The following is a 22561-nucleotide window of genomic DNA, read 5'->3' as shown; positions in this document are numbered from 1 at the left end:
AAGCGCCGCGGGTGATGCGATGCGAGATGTGGAAGCGTGCGTTCGTGCCGCCCATGCGCACCACGTCCGATCAAGCGTTGTGTGAGGAACCATCCACGGTCAGCAAAAATCGACCGGCCCCGTCGGTATGTTTGCCCGCGTGGTCGACATATAGCCAGCGTGACCAGCCTCGCCCACGCCTCCCCCGCTCCGCCCTCCGGTTCCCCTCCGCGCCTCGCTGCGCTCGCGGCGCTCCGTCCCGTCGTTTTCGCATGGACGGGCCGCTGGATGAGTTCCCCGGCCGATCGCGACGACGTCACGCAGGACGTTTTGTGGGAGGCTGCGACATGCCGCACGGGCGCAGACGTCCCGGAGGACGAGCTGCGTCCGTGGTTGTTCGTCATCACGGCGCGGATGGCCTGCAAATACCTACGCCGCGAGCGACGCCACACCAAAGGCGGGGACGTCTCCCCCGAGGAGATCGTGTCCCCCAACGTCTCGCCCGAGGTTGCGGCCGAGCGCGCGGAGTTCCTTCGGTTCCTCCAGGGCGCGCTCGCCAAGTTGACCCCACGGCAACGCGCGGCTTTTATTGGTTACGACATCGAGGAAAAGTCACACGAGACGATTGCTCGATCGCTCGGCATTCCGGTGACTTCGGTGCGGAATGCTGCCTTCGAAGCACGAATGCGGCTCTACGCCGCGCTGTGCGAGCGTGACCGCGACAGGCGTGGTGTCCTTCCGCTTCTGCTTCTCTTCCTTTCCGACCGTGGGTGGCGCGGATCGTCGGGCGGGGAATCGTCCGAGGGGTCGTCCGGGCGCCGGCTCCTCCCTCGGCTCCCGCGGTCGCCGGACAAGATTGTCGAGAAGGTTTGGGCGCCATTGGTCGGCCTGCTCGTCGGAGCGGCGGCCGCTGCGGCGTGGTTGCTCCCGCCTTCCGATGCGCCGCGCGTTCGCCACCTTCGCCTCGCGCCGTACGTGCTGGTCATCTTCTGCGACCAAGTCCAAGAGCCCGTCGCCTCCATCGAGCCCCCTCCGCCGGCCCCGGACCCGGCTCCCGTCCGTCGCGCGCCTCGGGCCCCCGCCGCTCCGCAGACCTTGACGCCCGAGGCCGAAGAGGCGCTCGACAGGCTTTTCCGTGGGGTGAAGACCTACGACCCCAAAGAGGGGCAATGACCGAGCGTTCCGCGCGTTATCGTGCCGGGGTTCGTCCTTCACGAACCCCTTGCTGCTTTTGCTCGGTTTGTCTAGAGTTTCGTCATGCGGACGGGCTGCATCGCGATCGTCGCGTTCCTCGGGGTCCTCGGGCTTGCTCTGCCCTCGTGGGCGGACGACGCGCCTCCAGCCAGTGAGCTGGATCCCGAGGCGATCCGAGCCGCCGCAGAGGAAGCGCGCTTTGGGGAGTACGTGCAGCGGGGGGACCGGGCGCGGGCCTCCGGACGGATGGCGGATGCAGTGCTCGCTTATTCGGAGGCATTGAACATCCGACCGGATCCGTGGATCGCCGGCCGGCTCGGGGTCGTGCTCGTCAAGCTGGGAAAGCCTGCACGGGCGGCCCATCTGCTCCATGACGCCGTCAACCGTGATTGGCGTGCGAGTCCGGCAGAGCGGGAGCAGTTCAAGAGCGCGTACGACGCCGCGCGGGCCGTGGTCTGCATGCTGGACGTCACGGTCTCGCATACGCCGGAACGGACCACGCTCGACGGCGAACCCATCAATCCGAAACAGCGAACCGGTTTTTTCCTGTTCGCCATGCCAGGCGAGCACGAGCTCCGCGCGAGCCTGACGGGTATCGGGACGGGCGAGCGGTCTTCACGGCGTGCAAGGGGGGGAGCATGGACGTCTCTGTCACGCTTACGCCGCTCCCGTCGGATTCATCGATCGAGTCCACGCCAGCGCCCAAGGTTCCCCCGGAGCCGGCCGCCATCCCAGCGCCCCGCGGTGTCCCCGAGGTGCGCATGGATCCGCTCGGGGATTCACGTCTAGGCATTGCTGGGGCGGTGGCGGTCGTGGACGGGAAGCCCTTGCCAAAGCAGGAGGATCCGTATGCGTACGACGATTCTCCGGGGGGTGATGGTAAGAAATCGGGCGTGAGGGGCTCGATCGGCGTGGGGCCGGTGATGGTGCTGGGAGTGGCATCGTGGGCCCCGGCGTTCGGGGCTGGGTTCTCGTTAGGTTTGCAGCCGAACGGGATACTATCTGTCGGTCTGGATGCACGAGCAGCGTGGCTCACGAGCGGCATAGCAGGGAGCCCGATCCAGGGAATGACGGCCGGGGGAATAGCGAACGTTTGTGGTCATTGGAGGTGGCTTTTCGCTTGTGCCAGTGGTCACCTCGGAATCATACGCGTGGAGGCAAAGCAAGACAGTTTTGTTAACTCGTCGTTTACATGGTTGAAGCCAGGCCTTGGAGGCAAGATCGGCGCAGGGTGGCGAGGGGATAGTCTCGGTGCACGTATAAGCGTAGATGCCTTGGGCTTCGCAAGTCGGACTCGTATCGATATCGAACACACGACCATTGTCGATCAACCAGCGGCAATGGTCGGATTGTCGGCCTCGGGGTTGTGGTATTTTTAGGTAGATCGAAAGCGGCGGTGGATATGCGCAGATTTGTGTATTGGTTCCCAGGAATTGCAATAGCTACATTTTCGCTGTTGAGTCTGTTGCAGGGGTGCGGGACGATCGCGGATGTCGGAACCTTTGTCTGCGATCCGGATGCATACATACCCGATAGTAGATGTTTGTCTGACGCCGGTCCGGACGTCGACGCCGGCCCGGACGCCGAACCACAAGCAGCATGCGAGGCGCAAGGAGGGGAATGTGTCGAGATCCCCGACGATCCCGAGGCAGGTTTCTGGAGCCAGGTACCGTGGGCCGTCTGGTTCGGCCCTGCCGCGGACGTCCCGAAAGCATGCCCCTTCGACGGTGGTAAGCAATTCAAGCTTTACGCGGGCCTTACGGCTCCCCCGGCGCAGTGCGACCCCTGCGAATGCCAGGAAGCAACGGGGCAATGCAGCGGCGTCCCGGGGGAAATCACGATCGGGGCTGGCATGTGCGGCGCGGTGGGGGCGCCGTCGCTCCCTTTTGACGGTCCGGGGGGGTGGGATGGGAGCTGCACGAGCGCGAACGCGCTGCCGGCGGGGGCCCAGTGTCCCCCAGGAAGCGGCGTGCCGTGCGCGCGGTCGATCACGTTCTCCGCGCTTCCCCCTCCGGTCAACGAGAAGTGCGACGTCAAGCCTTCGCAGATCATCAAGGTGGGCGGGACGAAGAGCACGGAATGGGAGACAGGCGCGCTTGCATGTCGGTCGAGCCTCGATACGTCGCTTTGCGGCGCAGGGGATCAACTGTGTGTGCCCAAGGCTCATTATCCCCACCGTCAATGCGTGTGGCGGGAGGGGAAGCATACCAAGTGCCCCAAGCCCTATGATGTTGAGGGGCCTCGGATCATGTACCCGTTTCAACCCAAGGAATCGCGCGGTTGCACGGAATGCATGTGCGGCGCGCCGCAAGGGGGCGCGTGCTTGGCAACCGTGCGCCTCTTCGACGACGGAGTCTGCTCGGGCGAGTTCCACCAGAGGAACGTTTCGTCCGAGCTCGGCGCATGTGACCCCATCATCCCCGCCGGCCGAGCGATCGGCGGGAAGTCCGTCACGGAACACACCTACATCAAGGGCACGTGCGAGGCAGGCGGCGGAGAGCCCATCGGCGAGGCGGTCGAGGATGATGAGAACGCTGTGACATTCTGCTGTCGACAGTCGTACATTTTTGAGGAGTAGCCCCAACTCCGGCGCACGTAAACGTGCCGTCGGGTTTTTACGTCTCCGAGATGGAGGGGTAAAACCCTTTTCTGAGGAGGCCAAAGAACTTGGCGAAATGGGTCGCGCTGGTCGATAGGCTGTACGCCCGAATCAGTACCGGCAGGCTCATCGCGTAACGCAGCGCCTCCTCGTCTGTCGTCTCCTGGGTCGATACCCGCGCACCCGCGGCTGGGCGTCGAGCGCTGATCCCTCGCCGAAGGGATGGCCGCGTCATCCCCTCGCGGGCGCGGGGACCGTGGCCGCCTCGGGCGCCGTCGAGCGCTTGTAGCGGCGGATCGCCGATTCCCCGATCGCCTGGGTGACAGCCGTCGCGGCGAGCGCTCCCGCTGGCACGGCGAAGACCGGGTTCAACGTCATCGCGACAGCCACCGGCGCGGCGGCGCTGGCGGCGCAAGCCGCCACCACGGCCACGAGCTCCTTCACACGCTCGGATTGGTCGATGTCCTTCCCGAAAAGCAGCGCTATCTCGAGGATGAGGTAAAGGTGCATCCTGGTAAGGATGGATGCGCCAGCGACGAACCCCAGGCCTTCGTACACGATGCCGAACCCAGGGACGGCGGCGGGCGCATGAACGAGGCCGCCCGCGGCGAAGGAAATCACCGAGGTCGATGCAATGAGACGACGCGCCTGCTGCTCCGGCGACTCGTCCGGATACATGCGCCGCACGCGCTCCGCAACCGACCGGATACGGGACTTTCGGAGCCTCAAAACGAAGTAGAACAAATCATCGGTGAACAGGCTTTGCTGATCGGCTACCTGCTGCGCGCTTGCCATGGTTGCCCCCTCTGCCGGAACGCCTCGAACGGATTGTGTCCTGACCAAGAGATCGTCGGCGGAACGCCATTTCCACACGCGCCGGCTGTTACGGCTGTCGCAGGAAAGCGGCGAGGTTGCCCCTCTCCTCGAGCGTGATGGACAGCCGAGCTCCTCCTGGTTGCTTCTGTCGCACGCTCGGCCGCCTTGCGAGAGCTGTACCGGTTCTGATCGGCCGCTCTCTACGCTTCCTTGGGCCTCCTCGTATTGCAGGGCCCTCGTGTTCCGTGAGAGGGCAAGAGGCCGGACGATCCACGCTGCTTCACGACGCGCGTCTTCGCCATCCCGTCGCCCTCCCGAGCGAATCCCGTCACGGTCTCCTCGCCAGCGTTTTACCCGGGATTCGCAGGTTCGTCGCCGAACGCGTGCATCATGCCCGGGCATGACGTCACGTAGGTTGGCTCATCTCTCCGATTTGCACCTGGGTTCGTCGGCGGCCGCCGCTTCGATGATGATGGGGGCCAGGGCGATCGTTACTGGGCGGCTGTCGCGGCGGCGCATCGAGGACCGATTTAGGAAGATACATGTCACTGAACGAGTACACCGAATCGCCGTCGATGTATGCGACCGGCTCGCCGCCGAAGGTATAGATGGTTTCCCGCTTGCGTCCCTAAAGTGGCGATGTAAAGCGGACGTGCGTGGTGACCGTGAGCCGCATTCGCTGTCTCCGCAGTCGCTGACTTAACTGCTGTAGATGGTGCAATCATTCTGTCACCACGGTTGCAGGTATTTGGTTTCGGCGCCCCTAGTGACCCGGTCGGAGCTGGATGTGGCGGAAAAGGAACATCAAGCGCGAATGCTCGCGGGTCAAACGCGGCGCTGAGAGCGCCGAGCGGCCGATGTCGCCTGATACCGCCGCGGCGATTTCGGCAGGACGCCGGAAGGCGGCGACGTCGTCCGGCACGCCGCGCCGCCCCCCCAGCGGGATCCGGCGCCGACCCGCGTGCTCTTGACACTGCGGGGGACCGGCTTGCGTCCAGAGCGTCCGGCCGCATGGACTCCGCAGGTGTGAGACACAGACGCTGAACGACGCTCGGTTGGGAGGGCTATCATGATCAGAAGCATCCTTCTTGCCGCATCCGTCGCCGCCGGGTTCTTGGTGACCGCAAGGGACGTAGCCGCCAACGCGCAGCTATCGTCGATTTACGCCGCGCAAGGCAACGGAGGCAATCTCCAGGTGATCGGCATTGGCAAGGCCGACGCCTTGCCCTACCTCGCGGACTGGCAGTACAGTGGCGATGGCAGCTGGCACCCCGGCTTCGCCCTGCCGAGCCCCAATGTGCGCCTCTTGCCGTCGCTCGCCGTCGCCCCGGGCAACGGCGGCAACCTCCAGGTGGTCGGCCTCGGCGCGAACAACTTGCCCTACCTCTCGTCGTGGCAGCACAGCAGCAACGGCACGTGGGAGCCCGGCTTCCTCCTGCCGAGCCAGGGCACGCCGCTCTCGTCGATCGCCGTCGCCCAGGGCAACAGCGGCAACCTCCAGGTGATCGGCCTCGGCAAGAACGACGGCTTGCCCTACCTCGCGTCGTGGCAGAACTCCGACGGCACGTGGCACTCCGGCTTCGCCCTGCCGAGTACCGGCGTGCGCCTCTCGTCGATCACCGTCGCCCCGGGCAACGGGGGCAACCTCCAGGTGATCGGCATCGACGCCATAAGCAACTTGGCCTACCTCGCGTCGTGGCAGAGCAGCTCCGACGGCTCGTGGCACGCCGGCTTCCCGTTGCCGTGAGGCGGAAGCGTGGGCGAACGCTCCGGAGGGAGCTGGGGAGGGGCCGTCCGCGCGTCTCGCGCGATGACCTGGGGGCTGCCGGCCTCGCAAACCGCGGGCCGTGACCACCGTCACTGCACGTCGAGCCCCCGCTCGATCACCGCCTCACCCCCGCGCGCGACGACGAATTCGCCGACTTCACGTTCTCGATCGAAGATGGCAAGCTGGTGGGCTCGATCCGGCGGGGGACGCAAGCGTGGCTCGTGGAGCCACATGCCGGGTCGAACCTGCACATGATCCGAAGCGTCGATCGGACCCTGGTGCCCAAGGACGAGCCTCGGTTCGACCACCCGCAGGACGAGCCCGAAGACGCGCCGGAGGGCCCGCAGCCTCCCCTCTCCACGTCGATCGTCGTGGGCGGCAACGTTCGGATCTTGTTCCTGCACGCGAGCAACGTGCCGAACGCTTCCGCGCAGGCCTCGAACATCGTCACGGCGTTCAACAAGTCGCTGAGCCTGAGCGCCGTATCGTCCAACAACTCTATCTCGATCGCAGGCGTTCAGCAGGTCGCGAGCAACTTCGCCGGGATGAATCGATCGGCAATCATCAATGCCATGGCCAACCGATCGGCGCCCTTCACGAACATCGACACCAGCATGGACAACACCTATGCGGATGTCGCGTTCTTGCTCGTGCAGGAGGATCCGACGGCTGCCGACATGCCAGGTTATGGCCGTATCGGTGGGGTTGCCTGGTTGCAAAACCAGGCCAATCCCTTCGCCCTTTCCACGGACGATTACGCGCTGGGCGACCTGACCGCGCTGCACGAGCTCGGGCACGTGTTCGGAGGCAGGCACGAGGACGTTGCCAATGCAGGGATCGCACGCCCGGTCGTGGCCGTGGACGATACGTGGATGACCATCATGGGCGGGGTACATCGAGTGCCCGTTCAACGGTCTCCCCGCCACCTGCGTACGGCTCAACCGCTGGTCCCATCCCGATCAGACGTACATGGGAGTTCCGCTCGGTATCCCTGGGCAGCGGGACATGGAGTCATGGCTCGAGAGCAGCATGCCCACGGTCTCCGCGTGGAGGCCCGAGCCGCCGGTGACCGTATATACGAATAATTTCGAGAGCGCGGCAGACCTTTCCGGCTGGCTGATCTGGCACAATTGCGCGTCAGGACCCTGGTCCCCCACCAGCAACGTCTTCCGCTACCACACCGCATCCGACAACCCGGCGCCCGGTGGGGGCGCGTATGCCTTGCGGATGCAGACGACCGGCTTCCCGTCGGGTTGCCTGTACCCCGGAGCGTATGCGCTCGGTCCGGCCGTCGCCGCGACCGCGGGCACGACATACAGACTCGACAACATGAGCCGAAACCACACGCAGTCGGGCGTCGTGTCTTTCATCTTCTACAACAGCGCAGGGACCGAGATCGGCGTGACGGGTCGAACCTGGAGCACGGACGCTTGGGCCTACAACGCAGATACCCAGCTCGTCGCGACCGCCCCCGCGGGAACCACGAGCCTGCGGGTGCGCTACGGTTTCAGCACCCCCAACGGAGTGGTCGATCTGGACTTGCTCAAGGTGACCCGATAGCCAGTCCCGCGTCGCGCCTGCCGCTCCACCGAGCACGGGATGGCCCGCCGAAGGCGCGAGCGTGACGGCCGAGGGCGACCGCAGACGATTGTGTCCGATGACCTTCGGCAGCGGCGGGCCGTCCCAGCGCGCGAGCAGGTCGGCCACGTCGCCCCAGCCCTGGTCGTCGAGCATGAGCACGATCCGCCCGGGATCGTGGCCCAGCAGCAGGGCGAGGTCCTTGTTCGCGCGGGTGCGCTCGGCGTTGGTCTTGCACGGCGAGCACACCTATGCATCGGCGCCTGCAAACAGCAAACGCGAGACGTTCACCAAAGCCGCCCTTCATCGTTGGCCCAGCGGGCGCGACGTCGGAAGCGCAGCTTGGGTCGGTGGCCAAAGGCGCTGGGTCGCGCCGAAGACGGGCACGTCGCCCGAGCGGTGCGGGCGACTTGCCTCCCATCTGCGCTCCCCGCGTCCGCGCCTCTTGACGACGACGGCCCTGCTCGTGATACTCGCGCGCCCTCACATCAATTTTGCAGGGCTGGCAGCCGGAGGAGAACGTAAATGATCGAGTCGCCGAAGTCGTCGAAGGATCTCGAACGCATCAGCATGGTCGAGTTCCAGCAGCCGATCCGCTGCTGCAACGTCACGGCGCTCGCCTACGGGCTCACCGTGCTCGGTTTTCCCACGGCGATCGATGACATCTTTTACGCCACGCGGCTGCCGGTCTCGTCGGTGCTCGACGACGGGATGACGCTGGCCGAGACCTACGACACGGCGCTGCGCCTGATGCGGACCAGCAAGCTGCCCGTCTCGGTGCGGGTGGTGCACTTCGACCGGCCCGAGGCGACGCTTTCGTGGTTCAAGACCGAGATGGCCCGCGCCGCCTCCGATCCGCAGGACATCCACCTGCTCAACTTCAACGTCAACATCGCGCACGACACCGCGCTCGGCGGGGGTCACTTCGCGCTCCTGGCCGACTACGACGCGGACACCGGCGAGCTCACCGTGGGCGACGTCAATCCCCGCAAGTACACCCGCTTCTGGAAGTGTCCCGTCGAGCGGATGTACAAAGCCTGTGTCGACAAGGACTCCGCCTCCGACCGCTCCCGCGGCCTTCTGGTGCTGCGGAAAGAGCAGGCGTAGCCTCCTCCTCCCTCCTCCTCCCTCTTCCTCCCTCCTCCTCCCTCCCGATCACCTCCCGCTCCTCGGAGAGGTGCCGTGGCAGGCGCCAGCGTGAGCTTGCTGGCGGCAGATCGGCTCATGGCAGCGGAAGCGGCCACGCCGCGTCCTTCGTGGCGACGCGGCGGAGCTCCTGTACGCAGGGTGGGTGCTACTTGAATACATCCATGGAGGCGAGCAGCCAGTTCCCGGGGACGTTCGGGTCCGGGCTCAGGTAAAACTCGACGATGGCCTGCCGGAACTCGGCGCAGCTAATCTCCCCGCTGCTATCCCGGTCGAGCCGCTTGAACCACTCGGCGGACGTCGTCGAAGGAACCCCCACCACGTCGTACATTCGCACGAACTCTTTCTGCGAAAGGCTCCCGTTGCCGTCGCGATCGAGGGCTGCAACCATCCCGGTGGCGATGCGACCCACCGCATTTTCGAAATTCTCCGGCGCGATGACGCTGGAGGCCATGATGCGGAGGAACTCCGGCAGCCCGATCTTCTCTCCCGACGTGCCCCCACCGGACTCCAGCAGGAGGCCCCACCAGTACGCGAAGGCATCCTTCATGGCGGTCTTGGTCTTTTCATCGTCCTCGGCTGCCAGGGCGTTGAACATCCCGGCTATCTTCTCGAAGTCGTCCCGGGTGAGCCACCCATCGCCATTCTGATCGAACCAGTTGAACACGAAGCTGAATTTTTTGGTCTGCAAATCCGTCGTCATGAAGACATTCCTTTGGCTCGCTCTGAGCCGCATCGTCGCGGCGAGTAAACACCGGAGCATTCGCTGGCGTCAACCCGCTCGTAAGGGGGAAACGCCCCGAGAGACCTCCGACCGGAGCAAGGAAATGAGTTCCCCGGATCCCATTCTCCTGGGATAAGCTCGCGCGCATGACCGACACCCACGCGCCCGAGACCCGAGCCCTCTATCAATCCATGCGCCGGGCGCGCCCTGTCCACTACGACGAGCGCTATCGAAGCTGGTGTATCTTCCGTTATGACGACGTGAAGACCGTGCTCTCGGACTGGGAGAGCTTCTCCTCCGACTACGGCCGCCTGGCCCCTGGTTCCGCCCTCGATCTCATCCACCGGGGCAACCTGAACGCCTCGGATCCACCGCGCCACCAGCGCCTGCGGAGCCTCGTCTCGCGCGCCTTCACCCCACGCGCCAGCGCCGAGCTGGAGCCGGAGATCACCCGCATCGCCCACGCGCTGCTCGACGGCATCGCCCCGCGCGGCGCGTGCGAGCTCGTCGAAGCGTTCGCCGGCGTCCTGCCCCTCCTGGTGATTGCCGACATCCTCGGCATCCCCCGGGCGGAGCACGCCTACTTCCGCCGGCTGACCCTGGAGGTCATCGAGGGCTTCGACTCCATCGTGAGCGGAAAGCCCGCGGATCCCCGCCCCCAGGAAGAAATGGACGCCTACTTCTCCCAGGTCATCGCGGAGCGGCGCGCCGCGCCTCGGGAGGACCTCACCTCGCGCCTGCTCGCGGCCGAGGTCGACGGCGAGCGCCTCAGCGACAAGGAGCTGCTCGGCTTCATCAAGCTCTTCCTCGTCGCGGGCAATGCAACCACCTCACGCCTCATCAGCAATACGGTGCTCACCTTGCTGGAGCACCCGGACGAGCTTTCCCGGGTATACGCCGACCCGAACCTCCACGGCCCGGCCATCGAGGAGGTGCTCCGGTTCCGGCCGCCCATCAATACCTGGTTCCGCGTCGCCGCGAAGGACGTGGAGCTCGGCGGCCAGACGATTCGCGCGAAGCAGCAGGTCGTCGCCTTCCTCGGCTCGGCCAACCGGGATGAGGCCCATTTCAAGGATCCGGACCGCTTCGACATCGGCCGGAGCCCGAACCCGCACCTCGCGTTCAGCAGCGGTATTCACTTCTGCATTGGCGCGCCGCTGGCGCGGCTCGAGGCGCGGGTGGCATTGCACGCGATCCTGGAGCGGCTTCCAGGGCTCGCGCTCGCGAGCGAGGAGCCGCTGGAGCCGCTCAAGGGGCTTCAATCCAACGGCGTGGCGAGGCTGCCCGTGCGGTTCCGGCCGGCTTGACGAGCGGAGCGCCGGGGTTTCACCCGCTCACGACCAGGTCACGTTGTCCGTGAACCAATTGCGATTCCATGCGCTTCCGCGACGCGGTGAAACAGGGGCATCCCGTATTCTTCGAACTTGTCCATCGCATCGCGAACCAACGGGAGGACACGCGGCAGAATTTGAGCCATCGGTGGGTCGGCTGGAATGCTTGCTGTGTTGCCTTCACACACGGCCTCCAAGTATTCCGACATGCGAGCGCTCTTCTCCGGACATACATCCCAGACAGGCTCATCGGGACCACTCTTCCAGAATAGACCCAGCCGTTCACGCCCCCGTGGTTGATCGACGTTCACGTGTCCAATCGCACCCCAAGGAAACTCTTCCGTCTCGGCCCAAGACACCTCGACGACGAATTGATCCAGGCGTACGAATGCCTGTACCGTCACGAAAAACACGAGATCTGGCGATGCCTTCCAGGACCATGTTCTCGTGTTTCGCTCTGAATCAAACGGTACGAATTGTGGGAATCGGGTTTGAAGTTCTGCCTCGAAGGACTTCATCAACTCTTTTCGTAGAGGACCTTTCATGTTCCTGCCGAACTCCTCTGTCTACTTACTCACGAGCGCCGCAGCTCCGAGGGGGGGCCGGCCGGTGCGGCGCTTCAAGGCGCGGCGCAGCGAGCGCGCGTCCGAGAAACCGACGCGCTCGGCGATCTCCTCGTAATCGGCGCGCGAGCGCTGCACGAGCTCGAGGGCCTTGTCGCATCGGACCTGCTCGAGCAGGTCCGAGAACTGGACGCCGGCCCCGGCGAGGCGTCGCTGCAAGGTGCGGCTCGTCATCCCGAGGCTTTGCGCCACGCGGCCGAGCGACGCCTCCGCGCCCCGCTCGAGCGCGTCACGCAAGCTTTGCCGGACGGAGCTCGAGCACGGACGCCGGCAGCACGAGCTCGGTGGACGGCGCCTCGAAGCGAATGTCGGTCGTCCCGAAGAGCGATACGTGCGCGCTGATATCCTCGGGGGCTCGGTGCGGGAAGCTCACCCGCAGGGCCTCGATCGGGGCGTCCGTGAGGCGGCGCAGGAGCACGACGATCGCGGCGGTGCCCGCTTCGATGAAATGGCGTGGCCATTGCGGCTCGTGGGGAGCGGGGACGTGAATCATGCGGAGCAGCCCGTCCTCGCCCACGTGAAAGTTTTTCTGCGCTGCCCCGCCCCGGAGCTTTCGACCGTACAGGCAACCGACCTCGATGGCCTCGCGGACGCCCGTGAGGCTCATGCCGAGGACCCCGGGGAGGGACATCCAGCTCGGGTCGGCCTCGAGGGCGAGGCGGAGGCCGAGGTTCTCCTCCTGGATCTGCGCGCAGATCGTCTCCATCAACCCACGCTGCATCCTGCGGTACGCGGGCCATGAGGTCCGAGCGCGGCCGGCCGCGCACGCGCCCCGGGCGCTTCCTGTCGTGAACTGTCCGCACGTTGTCGCATCGGGGGCCGCCCTTTCTACCAGCGCGCGCTCGAGCTGGGCATCAATTTCTTCGATACCGCCAACGCCTACTCGTTGGGCGAAAGCGAGGAGATCCTCGGCCGCGCGATTCGCGATTTCGCGCGCCTCGAGGAAGTGGTGATCGCCACCAAGGTATTCGGCCCGATGCGTCCGAACGATCCCAACAGCCTCGGGCTGTCGCGCAAGGCGATCTTCCGCCTCGAAGAACCCTACCGTCCGCACAAAGTTCTGGGCGTTTGAAGCGAGGTGATTCATGGCGGACCAGCCCCGAACGAACGGCATCTCTCCTCGGCGCGACGGGCCTCGTGGGCCGCGCGCTCCTCCATCTCCTCCTCGCCGACGACCGCTTCGGCAAGGTCCACATCCTGGTTCGCCGCAGCGCCGGCGTGACGCACGAAAAGCTCGTCGAGCACGTCATCAACTTCGATGCCCCGGAGAGCTTCCAATCGCTCGTGACGGGAGATGTGCTGTTCAGCGCGCTCGGCACCACCCTCCAGGCGGCCGGCTCAAAGGCGGCGCAATACGCTCACCGTCGCTCGGGCTGCCATGGCCGCGGCATTCGATTCCACGCCGGGGACCATTCATTACGAGCCGAACGACGTCGTCGTTATGGGTGCGGAGCGCTGAGCCCGCCCCATGGGAGGGCGCACTCGCTCCCGAGATTCACCGAGGGACCGCTACTCCAAGGTGCCGGCGAGCTGGACGCCGCCCCCATCCTTGGCGATCTGCGGGGTGATGATGACGTTCGGAGGCGGGGGACTCGGACGACTGGCGATGCCGATTCCGAGGCCACCTATGGACAGGGCTCCAAGGATACCACCCCCCACTGCGACTCCGGTCCACGCGCTTGACGTGTCGTCTCGCATGACGAGCCCCGTAACGAGACCCCCGAGCCCCACCGCGAGCCCAACGGAGCTGGCGATCATGAGGTTCCGAGGCCACGTGGGTTGATCGTCCTTCGCCCCCGCCGTCGACAGGCTCGCATTGACGGTGAAGTTCACGGGGCGGCTAAAGCCGATAAAATGGGTCTCATATTTGGGTTGCATCGCGATCGACAGTGGCTTTCGTTCCCCCGGACCGACCTCGACTTCGGTCTGATTGACCCAGTACGAGTCCTTCTTCGCCTTGATGGTATGCTTGCCTGGCTCCACGTGGATCTCCGCAAAGTAGGGCCACTCCCGGATGTCCTCCCCGTCGATCGTCACGCGCACATCCGGCACATTGATCTTGATGGCAATATTCCCGAGATCCTTCTTGCAATAAGTATATACCTCACGAAGCAGCTCGATCGGCCGCACCATGGGATAGTGAGGCGTCCATGGTTGGATGGCGGTTTGAAGATTCCTCGCGCAGGCGAGCAGGTTGCCGGCTCTCGCCTCCGCGAGTCCCACCTCGGCGTAGGTGTTGGTGTACGGCTCGATTCGCAGGGCATCCCTGTACTTTTCGAGAGCCTCCGCGAGCTTGCCTTCCTTTTCGAGAGCCTGGGCTTCGCGGAGCAGGCCCAAGGCATCATCGAACCACACACGCAGGGCCCTGCCCGACGTGAGGGATGCATACGGGATCTTGGGAAGTTCGGTAGGCGAGGTGTCCGCTGTAGGAACTGCGAAAGCCGCCGAGGAGGAGAGGGAGACCGCGAGGAGGACCGTGCTTGCGAGGTTTCGGTACTTCATGAGAACGAGCCTACCCCCAGGATCATCGGTCGGTCAAGACGAACCTTTTCCGCGGACGAACCCTGGGGCGTTCGCGGGCAAACCTACGGTTCGTCCAGGACCATCCATCGTGCCCGCGCACTTCGGACACCCCGTCACGTCGATGGCACTACATGCCGCAGAAGCCACGCCGTGAAATCGCACCCTCCGAAACCGCGGCGGCGGCACCATCGCGCACACCCGAGCCCAAACGTCGGCGTGCGGCGGCGAAGACGGACAGCACGGACGCGGACGGGAAAGAGCCCGCCACGAGAAGGGTCGCAAGAAGACGAGCCAGGGTCAGGGCAGCCTGGGGTTCTAGGTACGACCGCCAGGCGGGCATCCTGCAACCATCTGCCGGGCGTCCTGCGACCCTCGAAAGGACGCTTGCAACCCCCTGGCGGGCATCCTGCGACCCTCTCCAAGACACGCGCAACGGTCTGCCAGTATCCTACGAAACTCCTCCAGGCCCCTCGCAACCGTCTGGCGGGCGTCCTGCGACCCTCCTCCAAGAGGGTCGCAACGGTCTGCCGGTACCCTACGACACTCTTCCAGGCCCCTCACAACCGTCTGGCGGGCGTCCTGCGACCCTCCTCCAAGAGGGTCGCAACGGTCTGCCGGGTATCTTGCCACCCTCTCCAGGACACGCGCGACTGTCGGCCCGGGGGCTTGCGGCCCTTTCCAGGACACGCGCGACTGTCGGCCCAGGGGCTTGCGGCCCTTTCCGGGACACGTGCGACGATCTCCCGGGTGGCTTGCGACCCTCTCCGGGACACGTGCGACGGTCACGGGTGGGGGAGCGAGATCGACGGGCTTTCGGCCCGTTGCTTGACCCTCTGGGGGTTCAGCCGCAGCACAGATTCCGAGCGGTTTACATGTACCGGACGCCGGGGGGGGCTCCGCGATGCCGTGCGTGCCATGGGGCGGCTCTTGCTGCAAGCTCGCGCGACAAGACCCCTTTCCCGCCTCGTGCTGAGCCTCGACGTCGATACCAAAGCGCCGTCGGACATCCTCGACTCGATTCGTTCGCTGGTGGGGGACGCTGCGAAGGAGACGCCTTCAGGCGAATTCGAGTTCGACGAGGGGAAGACTGTGGTGTCCCCGATGAAAGGCGCACGCATGGTCCTTCATGGCCGGATGGCACACCGATGATGGCATGGGAGGTTTTTACGCGAGCCTCTGGCGAGATCCGAACATCCCGCTTGCCGCTCCCGCTCCCGCCTCCTTCGCCCCGCAGCGGAAGAACGCTATCTCTCTCGTGTGCATCTTCGCCTTGCTTTGTTGCTGTTCCTCTCCTGCGCTCCCGCCTGCGCCCCGGCCGCCCCCGCTCCTCCCCCGCCCAGCGCCCCCCTTCTCCCGCTTCGCTCCCCTTGCCCGGCAGACCGTTACCGCTCCCCACGCGCTTCGTGGCCGACCGGTTCTTCGTGGAGCCCATCACCACCCGCGGCGCCCGGCTGCTCCTCTACACCGATACCGGCGGCAGACTCTTCCTCACACGCAGTGCCGTCGAGCGGCTCGGCCTTCCGACAGAGCAGATCGCGGGCGACGAGGGGCTGGCCGAGGGCGTACGGCTCCCGCCCTTCAAGCCTGAGGCTTCGATTCCCCCGGTGACCGTGCTGGGGGGGGCACCTCGGCGTGGCCTCGAAGGACAAGAAAGCTTGTGAACGCGAGAGCTGCGACGGCATGCTCGGCCAGGCCTGGTTCCAAGGCCGCACGTGGACCTTTGATGACCCGGGCCAAAAACTCCTCCTCCGCGCCCCGGGCGATCTGCCGGCGCACGACGCGTCGCACCGGGTCTCGCTTGGCTTTCCCATGAACCAAGCGGGCGCGCGGGCGACCAACTTCCCGCGCATCCAGGCGCAGATCGAGCTCGACCCCACGCCCGAGACGTTCGACGATACGAGCGGCCGGCACTGGCTCGCGCTGTGCCCGACGGTGCAATGAGCACGCACTCCTCACGGTGGGTGGGTTGTCGCGCCGGAAGCTCGGGCATCGTTCCGTTCCCCCGACGAGCGCGTTGAAGGATTCCGGCAGCGCGTGGACAATGGCGCCGTTTGGGGGCTCCGCTCGACGATGCAAAACGACGATGCAAAACGATGAGCGCCACCCGGCGCCCGAGCAGCTCGAGAGCGCCGCACGCGGGGACGGGCTCACCCTGACCGCCGACGTCGATGCGCGGGCGACCACGACGGCCGAAAGGCGACCGAGCACGAGCGGCACGACCACGGTCGAGCCCCGAGCTCCGTCTTCGGGTCTCCGGTCCTCCTCCTCGCCTCCGGATCGCGCGCCGCCCCAGGTCGGCTCCACGATCAAACATTATGAGCTCCTACGAAAGCTCGGCCAGGGCGGCATGGGGACCGTGTTCCTGGCCCGCGACACCAAGCTCGGGCGCCTGGTGGCCATCAAGCTCCTTCTCGCTTACAGCGGGCACCGCGCCCAGCGCCTCCTCGCCGAGGCGCAGGCGACGGCCCGCTGCAGGCACGAGAACATCGTGGTCATCCACGAGGTCGATGAGGCCTTCGGCTACCCGTACATGGTGCTCGAGTACATCGAGGGTCGCACGCTGCGCGACCACATTGAGCAGCAGCAGAAGCTCCTGAGCGCACCCGAGAGCCCCCTCGAGGTAGCGCGCACGCGGACGTCGCCACTCGTCGCGGCCGAACTCCTGATCCCGGTCGTTCGCGCCCTGATTTGCGCACACCGGCTCGGCATCGTGCACCGTGATCTCAAGCCTGAGAACATCGTTCTGGCCGATGCGGGGCCCATCAAGGTGCTCGACTTCGGCATCGCCAAGCAGCACGGGGCCGAGGAGATCTCCATGCTCGCGGGATTCGCCGAGGGGCGCGGGTCGCATGGCGATGGAGCGCTCTCCGGCACCCTGCCGTACATGTCGCCCGAGCAGCTCCGGGCCGAGGACATCGATCCCCGCAGCGACCTATGGGCGGTAGGCATCATGCTGTGCGAGCTCCTGACCGGCGCGCACCCGCTCGCTCCGTTCGCGCCAGGGTGGCTCCGGCGCGTCATGGACCTCGACACCCCGATGCCCCGCGTCGACGCCGAACGCCCGGCGGCGCGCGCGCTCGGCGACATCATCGAACGCTGCCTGAAGAAGCGCAGGACGGATCGCATGGGCTCGGCCGAGCAGCTCTTGGCCGAGCTCGAGGGGATCGCCGGCAACCGCGAGGCGCTCGCGCTCATCGGGGACGAGAGTCCGTTCACCGGGCTCGCCGCTTTCCAGGAGTCGGACGCGCCGCGCTTCTTCGGGCGGGACCGCGACATCACCGTGGTACGCCGACGGCTGCGCAGCCAGCAGATGGTGGTCGTGGCCGGTACCTCGGGCGCCGGGAAATCGTCGTTCGTACGGGCAGGCTTGATACCCGCGGTGAAGCGCCTCGGCGACCGCCGGGAGGCTTTCGTCGTGCGTCCCGGCCCGAGGCCGCTGGAGGCGCTCGCCCATTTGCTCGCCCAGATGTCCGACGAAAACCCGAACGAGCTCGTCGCCGCCCTGCGCCTCGAGCCCGGCCTGCTTGGCGCGCGGCTGCGAGCGCGCTGCCGGCACTCGGGGACGCGGCACTGGATCCTGCTCTTCGTCGATCAGTTCGAGGAGCTGTACACGCTGGGCGCGCCCCCCGAGGAGCGCGCCGCGTTCGTCGCTTGCCTCGAAGGCGTCGCCGATGACGCGTCCTCGCCGCTCCGCCTCGTGCTGGCCATCCGCTCCGATTTTCTGGATCGCACGGCCGAGGACCGCCGCTTCTCCACCGAGGTGAGCCGGGGGCTCGTGTTCTTGCCGCCGATCGGGCGCGACGGCCTGCGTGAGGCGCTGGTCCGGCCGGTCGAGGCGGCAGGCCATCGCTTCGAGGACGAGGACATGATCACGTCCATGCTCGCCTCGTTCGAGCGCACGCGTAGCCCCCTGCCGCTCCTGCAATTCATGGCCGGGAAGTTATGGGATGCAAGGGATCGCGAGCGCCGGCTCCTGACGCGGGAGAGCTACGACGGGCTCGGCGGTATCGCCGGGGCGCTGTCGGCCCACGCCGATGCGGTCCTCGCCACGCTCCCCCCGCACGAGCAGCGCCTCGCCCGTGCGGTGTTCCTGCGCCTGGTCACGCTCGAGCGCACGCGCGCGGTGATGAGCCTCTCCGAGCTCGCCGAGGGCGACGCGGGCGAACGCAGCGCCATCGAGCACGTGATCCAGCACCTGGCCAGCGCACGCCTGCTGCTCGTGGAGGCTGACGGCGAGCGCGCGGGGACCACCGTGGAGCTTTGCCACGAGGCCCTGATCGAGAGGTGGCCGAAGCTCCGTCAATGGATCGAAGAGAGCGCGCAGGATGCGCAGTTCCGCTCCGAGCTGCGCGCCGCGGCGCAGCAGTGGGAGGCCCGGGGGCAGGCCGATGGCCTGCTATGGCGCGATCGCGCGGCCCGCGAGGCCCAGGCATGGCTTTCGCACCGCCGTGCTGAGCGGGGAGAAGCTGCGCCTCTCGGCCTCGGCCTGCGCGAGGAGCGCTATCTGCTGGCCGTGGTGGCGCTCCTCGAGCGCGCGGAGCGGCGGCGAAGACAGACGACCATGGGCGTCCTCATCACGCTCGTCGCGGTCGCGTCGATCGTGTCCTACCTGGCGCTCGTCGCGGTGAGGGAGGCGGAGCGCGCGCAGGCCGAGGCGGTGCAGGCGCGCAATGCGAACCGCATGGCCACCGCGCGGCAGGTGCAGTTCGATCCCACGACCGTGCTCGCGTTGGTGCGTGAGATCGAGCCCCCTCGCGCCCCCCGCGGGTCATCCGATCTCGCGCGCTGGGCGCTCGACACCGGCGTCGCCGCCGTGGTGCTCAACGGGACGGGCGGGTTCAACCACGCGACCTTCAGCCCGGATGGCACGCTCATCGCGGCCGCCTCCAACGACAAGACGGTCCGGGTGTGGCGCGCCGACGGCAAGGGCGAGCCCCGCGTCTTTCCTCTCGACGTCGTGGGTACGTGCGGAACCTTCAGCCCGGACGGGAAGCGCCTCCTGATCGCGGCAGCGACGCCTACGGTGCACGTATGGAATGTCGACGGCACGGGCCAGCCGATCGTCCTGCGTGGTCATACGGAGGTGGTCATCAGCGCGGCCTTTCGTCGAGATGGGAAGCGCATCGTGACTGGCTCGTACGACAAGACGGCGCGCGTGTGGAACGCCGATGGCACGGGCGAGCCCGTCGTCCTTCGTGGGAGCAAGAGCCTCCTCTGGTCGGTGGACTTCAGCCCCGATGGCCAGCGGGTCGTCGCGGCGACGGAGGATGGCACCACGCTCGTGTGGAACGCGGACGGCACGGGCGAGCCCGTCGTCCTTTCTCACGATGGCAACGCCGTGTTCGGGGCGGCCTTCAGCCCGGATGGCCGGCGCATCGCGACCGCATGCAAAGACAAGCTCGTGCGGCTTTGGAACGCGGACGGCACGGGCGAGCCGACCCTCCTTCGCGGTCATACGGACTGGGTCTGGTCGGCGCAGTGGAGCCCTGACGGCAAGCGCATCGTCTCCGCGTCCTTCGACAAGACAGCACGGATCTGGAACCTGGGCGCCGCGGGGGAGCCGCTCATCCTCCGCGGCCACCAGGACACCGTCACCCACGCCGAATACAGCCCGGATGGCAAGCACGTCGTGACCTCGTCGCTGGACAAGACCGTGCGGCGTTGGGACCTCGACGACATCCGACCGCCTCTGACGCTGCGCCGGCACGAGGAGGCCGTCGCTTCCGTGGCCTATAGTCCCGACGGCCGGAGCATCGTCACCGCGTCGAATGACAAGACAGCGCGGATCTGGAGCGCTTCGAGCGGCGAGGAGCGCGCGGTCCTGCGCGGACACGACGGCTGGGTCAATAGTGCATTCTATAGCCCCGACGGCCTGCGCATCGTCACTGCGTCGAAGGACAGGACCGTGCGGATCTGGAGCGCCGACGGCACGGGAGAGCCGGTCGTCCTGCGCACGCACCAGGACGAGGTGTCCACGGCCGTCTACAGCCCCGATGGCCGGTCCATCGTCACCACGTCGTTCGATACGATGGTGCAAATCCATCGATCCGACGGGACGGGCGAGCCGCGGGTGCTGCACGGGAACGACATGCCTGTCATTTGCGCGGCCGTCAGCCCGGATAGCCGGCGTATCGTCAGCGGCGGCTTCGATGCGAGCCTTCGGGTCTGGGACGTGGACGGCACGGGTGAGCCCATCGTCCTCCGCGGGCACCAGGATGTCGTCAAATTCGTCACCTTCAGCCCCGACGGCCGGCAGATCGCGAGCGCGTCCGACGATTCGACCGTTCGGCTGTGGAAATCCGATGGGGCCAAGGAGCCCATCGCAGTCCTCGACCATGGCGCCATGGTCAACTGGGTGGCCTATAGCGCCGACGGCCGGCGCATCGTGACAGCGTCGAATGACAAGGCGGTCCGGATCTGGAACGCGGACGGCACGGGCGAGCCTGTGGTCCTTTATGGCCCCGAGGTAGCGGTCAAGGCGGCGGTCTGGACCCCGGATGGCAAGGGGATCACCGCTGGGTCCCTCGACGGCTCCGTCTGGAGCTGGAGCGAGCTCCGGCCGGTCGATCGCATCGACGCTCCGGATCTGTGGGCCGCGACCGCCTACTGCATGCCCATCGAGCGCAGGATGCAGCTTATGGACGTGCCCAACGAGATGGCCCGAGCCGATCGGGAGCGCTGCCTCTCGCGCGTGGAACAGGCCCGCGCGACCGGCGACCGCTGGCAATAGACGAGGATCGTACGAGCCCTGCAAACGGTGGTGGGTGGTTTCCTGTTGCACCGCATGCCTCGGTAGTACCCCTCGCGTCGCAGGTTGGGTTTACAATATCCGCGCATGGCGACCGATACTGCGGCCTCGACCACCGACAACAGCACCCTGGGCGACGGGCAGCGCGGTACGCCTGCACAGCCGTACCTGTTCGTCGTGTTGCACTGCGACAGCCCCCTTTCCGGCAGCGCTCGCTACGGGCTCGCCGACGTCGACGTCGTCTCCATCGGCCGCGGAGCGGCGCGGACGGCCACGCGCGAACGTGACGGATCCCTGGAGCGGCTCGTGCTCCGCCTCCCGGGCAACACCATCTCGTCGTCCCACGCCGGCCTCGCCCGCAAAGGCGAGGGCTGGGTACTCGAGGACAAGCAGTCGAAGAACGGCAGCTTCGTCAATGGCCAGCGTATCACCCGCGCCGTGCTGAACGACGGCGACATCATCGAGATCGGTGGTGTGCTCCTGTGCTACCGCGCCGCCCTTCCCACCTCCCCTGGCGCCGCCCCCGATCTCGACACGGCCATGACCGCACCTCCGGCCCCTGGCCTCGCCACGCTCCTGCCGGGGCTCGCGGCGCAGCTCGCCGCCCTGGAGCGTATCGCCCGCATGCCGGTCCCCGTGCTGCTCCTCGGCGAGACGGGCAGCGGCAAGGAGGTGCTGGCGCACGCCGTGCACACCCTCTCGGGCCGCCCCGGGCCCTTCGTCGCCGTCAATTGCGGCGGCCTGCCGACCTCGCTCCTGGAGAGCCAGTTCTTCGGGCATGTCAAGGGCTCCTTCACCGGCGCCGCGCGCGACGAACCCGGCTACGTGCGCGCCGCCGATGGCGGCACCCTCTTCCTCGACGAGGTCGGCGACCTGCCGCTGCTGGCGCAGGCGGCCCTGCTGCGGGTGCTCCAGGAGCGCGAGGTCGTGCCGGTCGGGCGCACGCACCCGGTGAAGGTCGACCTGCGCGTCGTCGCCGCCACGCACAAGCCGCTGGCAGAAATGGTCATTCGCGGCGAGTTCCGCGGGGACCTTTTGGCGCGCCTGTCGGGCTATCGCCATACGCTCTTGCCGCTCCGCGAGCGGCGCGAGGACCTCGGCGTGCTGATCGGCGCTCTCTTGCGGCGCCCGGAGTTCCCCGCGGGCGACGGCGTCCGTCTCACCACCGCCGGCGGCCGGCGGCTCTTGGGCCACGACTGGCCCCTCAACATCCGGGAGCTCGCGCAGCTCCTGTCGGTGGCCGTGGCGCTGGCCGACGGCGGCGTCATCGAGCCCTCGCACCTGCCGGACACCTCGCGACCGCCGCCGCGCGCTCCAGCGCCCACACCGGAGCCCATCGCATCCATCGAGCCAGAGGCGCTGCGCTCGCATCTGATGGCGCTGCTCGAGAAGCACCAGGGCAAGGTGAGCCACGTGGCACGCGACATGGGCAAGGCGCGGATGCAGATCCACCGCTGGATGCAGCGCTTCGGGCTCAATCCTGACGACTTTCGGGGCTGAGCGCATCGGCTACGCGCGGTGTAAGTGACCGT

21 protein-coding genes are annotated in these 22561 nt (G+C 66.8%); 13 read left to right on the top strand and 8 right to left on the bottom strand.

Annotation, left to right across the window (positions count from 1 at the left end; translation table 11 throughout):
• Positions 1-36 precede the first annotated feature (36 nt).
• Together POL67_RS34220 and POL67_RS34215 are read left to right on the top strand one after the other, a co-directional pair.
• The gene (locus POL67_RS34220; protein WP_308789561.1) at positions 37-1152 is read left to right on the top strand and encodes an RNA polymerase sigma factor; all 1116 of its coding nucleotides are present in this window, start codon (positions 37-39) and stop codon (positions 1150-1152) included.
• 2353 nt (positions 1153-3505) lie between these two features.
• Entirely contained in the window at positions 3506-3751 is a 246-nt protein-coding gene (locus tag POL67_RS34215) for a hypothetical protein (protein WP_271924816.1), read from the top strand.
• Between the two features lie 252 nt (positions 3752-4003).
• Here the strand turns inward: POL67_RS34215 and POL67_RS34210 are convergent, their stop codons facing one another.
• The gene (locus POL67_RS34210; RefSeq protein ID WP_271924815.1) at positions 4004-4645 is read right to left on the bottom strand and encodes a hypothetical protein; all 642 of its coding nucleotides are present in this window, start codon (positions 4643-4645) and stop codon (positions 4004-4006) included.
• Between the two features lie 1012 nt (positions 4646-5657).
• Here POL67_RS34210 and POL67_RS34205 point away from each other — a divergent pair.
• Positions 5658-6335, top strand: a complete 678-nt coding sequence (locus tag POL67_RS34205; protein ID WP_271924814.1) for a PLL family lectin — start codon at positions 5658-5660, stop codon at positions 6333-6335.
• Positions 6336-6445: 110 nt separating this feature from the next.
• Here the strand turns inward: POL67_RS34205 and POL67_RS34200 are convergent, their stop codons facing one another.
• Entirely contained in the window at positions 6446-6589 is a 144-nt protein-coding gene (locus tag POL67_RS34200; protein ID WP_271924813.1) for a hypothetical protein, read from the bottom strand.
• Between the two features lie 18 nt (positions 6590-6607).
• On the opposite strand from POL67_RS34200, the gene POL67_RS34195 reads away from it, so the two are divergent.
• The 3 genes from POL67_RS34195 to POL67_RS34185 all read left to right on the top strand — a co-directional run bounded on the left by POL67_RS34195 (position 6608) and on the right by POL67_RS34185 (position 9041).
• Positions 6608-7441: a zinc-dependent metalloprotease family protein gene (locus tag POL67_RS34195; protein WP_271924812.1), complete on the top strand. Its 834-nt coding sequence runs from the start codon at positions 6608-6610 to the stop codon at positions 7439-7441.
• Positions 7386-7916, top strand: coding sequence for a hypothetical protein (locus POL67_RS34190; protein WP_271924811.1), 531 nt, complete (start codon positions 7386-7388; stop codon positions 7914-7916). The genes POL67_RS34195 and POL67_RS34190 overlap by 56 nt, the downstream gene beginning before the upstream one ends.
• Before the next feature lie 543 nt (positions 7917-8459).
• Positions 8460-9041 carry a phytochelatin synthase family protein gene (locus POL67_RS34185; RefSeq protein WP_271924810.1) on the top strand — a complete coding sequence of 194 codons (582 nt, stop codon included), beginning with the start codon at positions 8460-8462 and terminating at the stop codon, positions 9039-9041.
• A gap of 187 nt (positions 9042-9228) precedes the next feature.
• On the opposite strand, the gene POL67_RS34180 is transcribed toward POL67_RS34185, so the two are convergent.
• Positions 9229-9783 carry an EF-hand domain-containing protein gene (locus tag POL67_RS34180; RefSeq protein ID WP_271924809.1) on the bottom strand — a complete coding sequence of 185 codons (555 nt, stop codon included), beginning with the start codon at positions 9781-9783 and terminating at the stop codon, positions 9229-9231.
• Between the two features lie 167 nt (positions 9784-9950).
• On the opposite strand from POL67_RS34180, the gene POL67_RS34175 reads away from it, so the two are divergent.
• On the top strand, positions 9951-11111 hold the full coding sequence (locus POL67_RS34175; RefSeq protein ID WP_271924808.1) for a cytochrome P450: 1161 nt from the start codon (positions 9951-9953) through the stop codon (positions 11109-11111).
• Positions 11112-11149: 38 nt separating this feature from the next.
• On the opposite strand, the gene POL67_RS34170 is transcribed toward POL67_RS34175, so the two are convergent.
• Genes POL67_RS34170 through POL67_RS34160 form a run of 3 tightly spaced genes read right to left on the bottom strand, consistent with a single transcriptional unit; the run spans position 11150 to position 12464 of the window.
• Positions 11150-11653, bottom strand: coding sequence for a hypothetical protein (locus tag POL67_RS34170; RefSeq protein WP_271924807.1), 504 nt, complete (start codon positions 11651-11653; stop codon positions 11150-11152).
• A 48-nt stretch (positions 11654-11701) separates the two neighbouring features.
• Positions 11702-11995, bottom strand: a complete 294-nt coding sequence (locus POL67_RS34165) for a helix-turn-helix domain-containing protein (protein WP_271924806.1) — start codon at positions 11993-11995, stop codon at positions 11702-11704.
• Positions 11988-12464, bottom strand: coding sequence for an AraC family transcriptional regulator ligand-binding domain-containing protein (locus tag POL67_RS34160; RefSeq protein ID WP_271924805.1), 477 nt, complete (start codon positions 12462-12464; stop codon positions 11988-11990). Before POL67_RS34160 ends, POL67_RS34165 begins: the two co-directional genes overlap by 8 nt.
• Before the next feature lie 87 nt (positions 12465-12551).
• On the opposite strand from POL67_RS34160, the gene POL67_RS34155 reads away from it, so the two are divergent.
• Positions 12552-12830 (top strand): aldo/keto reductase, encoded by a 279-nt coding sequence (locus POL67_RS34155; RefSeq protein WP_276076925.1) that lies wholly within the window; start codon positions 12552-12554, stop codon positions 12828-12830.
• Between the two features lie 11 nt (positions 12831-12841).
• Here the strand turns inward: POL67_RS34155 and POL67_RS34150 are convergent, their stop codons facing one another.
• On the bottom strand, positions 12842-13003 hold the full coding sequence (locus POL67_RS34150) for a hypothetical protein (RefSeq protein WP_271924804.1): 162 nt from the start codon (positions 13001-13003) through the stop codon (positions 12842-12844).
• 264 nt (positions 13004-13267) lie between these two features.
• Positions 13268-14260, bottom strand: coding sequence for a hypothetical protein (locus tag POL67_RS34145; RefSeq protein ID WP_271924803.1), 993 nt, complete (start codon positions 14258-14260; stop codon positions 13268-13270).
• Between the two features lie 987 nt (positions 14261-15247).
• Here POL67_RS34145 and POL67_RS34140 point away from each other — a divergent pair.
• The 5 genes from POL67_RS34140 (at position 15248) to POL67_RS34120 (ending at position 22529) form a co-directional block, all read left to right on the top strand.
• Complete coding sequence (locus POL67_RS34140) at positions 15248-15430, top strand: hypothetical protein (protein ID WP_271924802.1); 183 nt, start codon at positions 15248-15250, stop codon at positions 15428-15430.
• Between the two features lie 254 nt (positions 15431-15684).
• The gene (locus POL67_RS34135; protein ID WP_271924801.1) at positions 15685-15942 is read left to right on the top strand and encodes a hypothetical protein; all 258 of its coding nucleotides are present in this window, start codon (positions 15685-15687) and stop codon (positions 15940-15942) included.
• Positions 15914-16222: a hypothetical protein gene (locus POL67_RS34130; protein WP_271924800.1), complete on the top strand. Its 309-nt coding sequence runs from the start codon at positions 15914-15916 to the stop codon at positions 16220-16222. Before POL67_RS34135 ends, POL67_RS34130 begins: the two co-directional genes overlap by 29 nt.
• Before the next feature lie 142 nt (positions 16223-16364).
• Entirely contained in the window at positions 16365-21011 is a 4647-nt protein-coding gene (locus tag POL67_RS34125) for an nSTAND1 domain-containing NTPase (protein ID WP_271924799.1), read from the top strand.
• 105 nt (positions 21012-21116) lie between these two features.
• Positions 21117-22529, top strand: coding sequence for an FHA and sigma-54 interaction domain-containing protein (locus POL67_RS34120; RefSeq protein ID WP_271924798.1), 1413 nt, complete (start codon positions 21117-21119; stop codon positions 22527-22529).
• The last annotated feature ends 32 nt before the right edge of the window (positions 22530-22561 follow it).

It is taken from the genome of Polyangium mundeleinium (assembly GCF_028369105.1).
In the GTDB taxonomy this organism is placed as follows: Bacteria; Myxococcota_A; Polyangia; order Polyangiales; family Polyangiaceae; genus Polyangium; species Polyangium mundeleinium.
The sequence above is the reverse complement of the archived record's forward strand: the minus strand, read 5'-3'. Positions and strand labels throughout refer to the sequence as shown.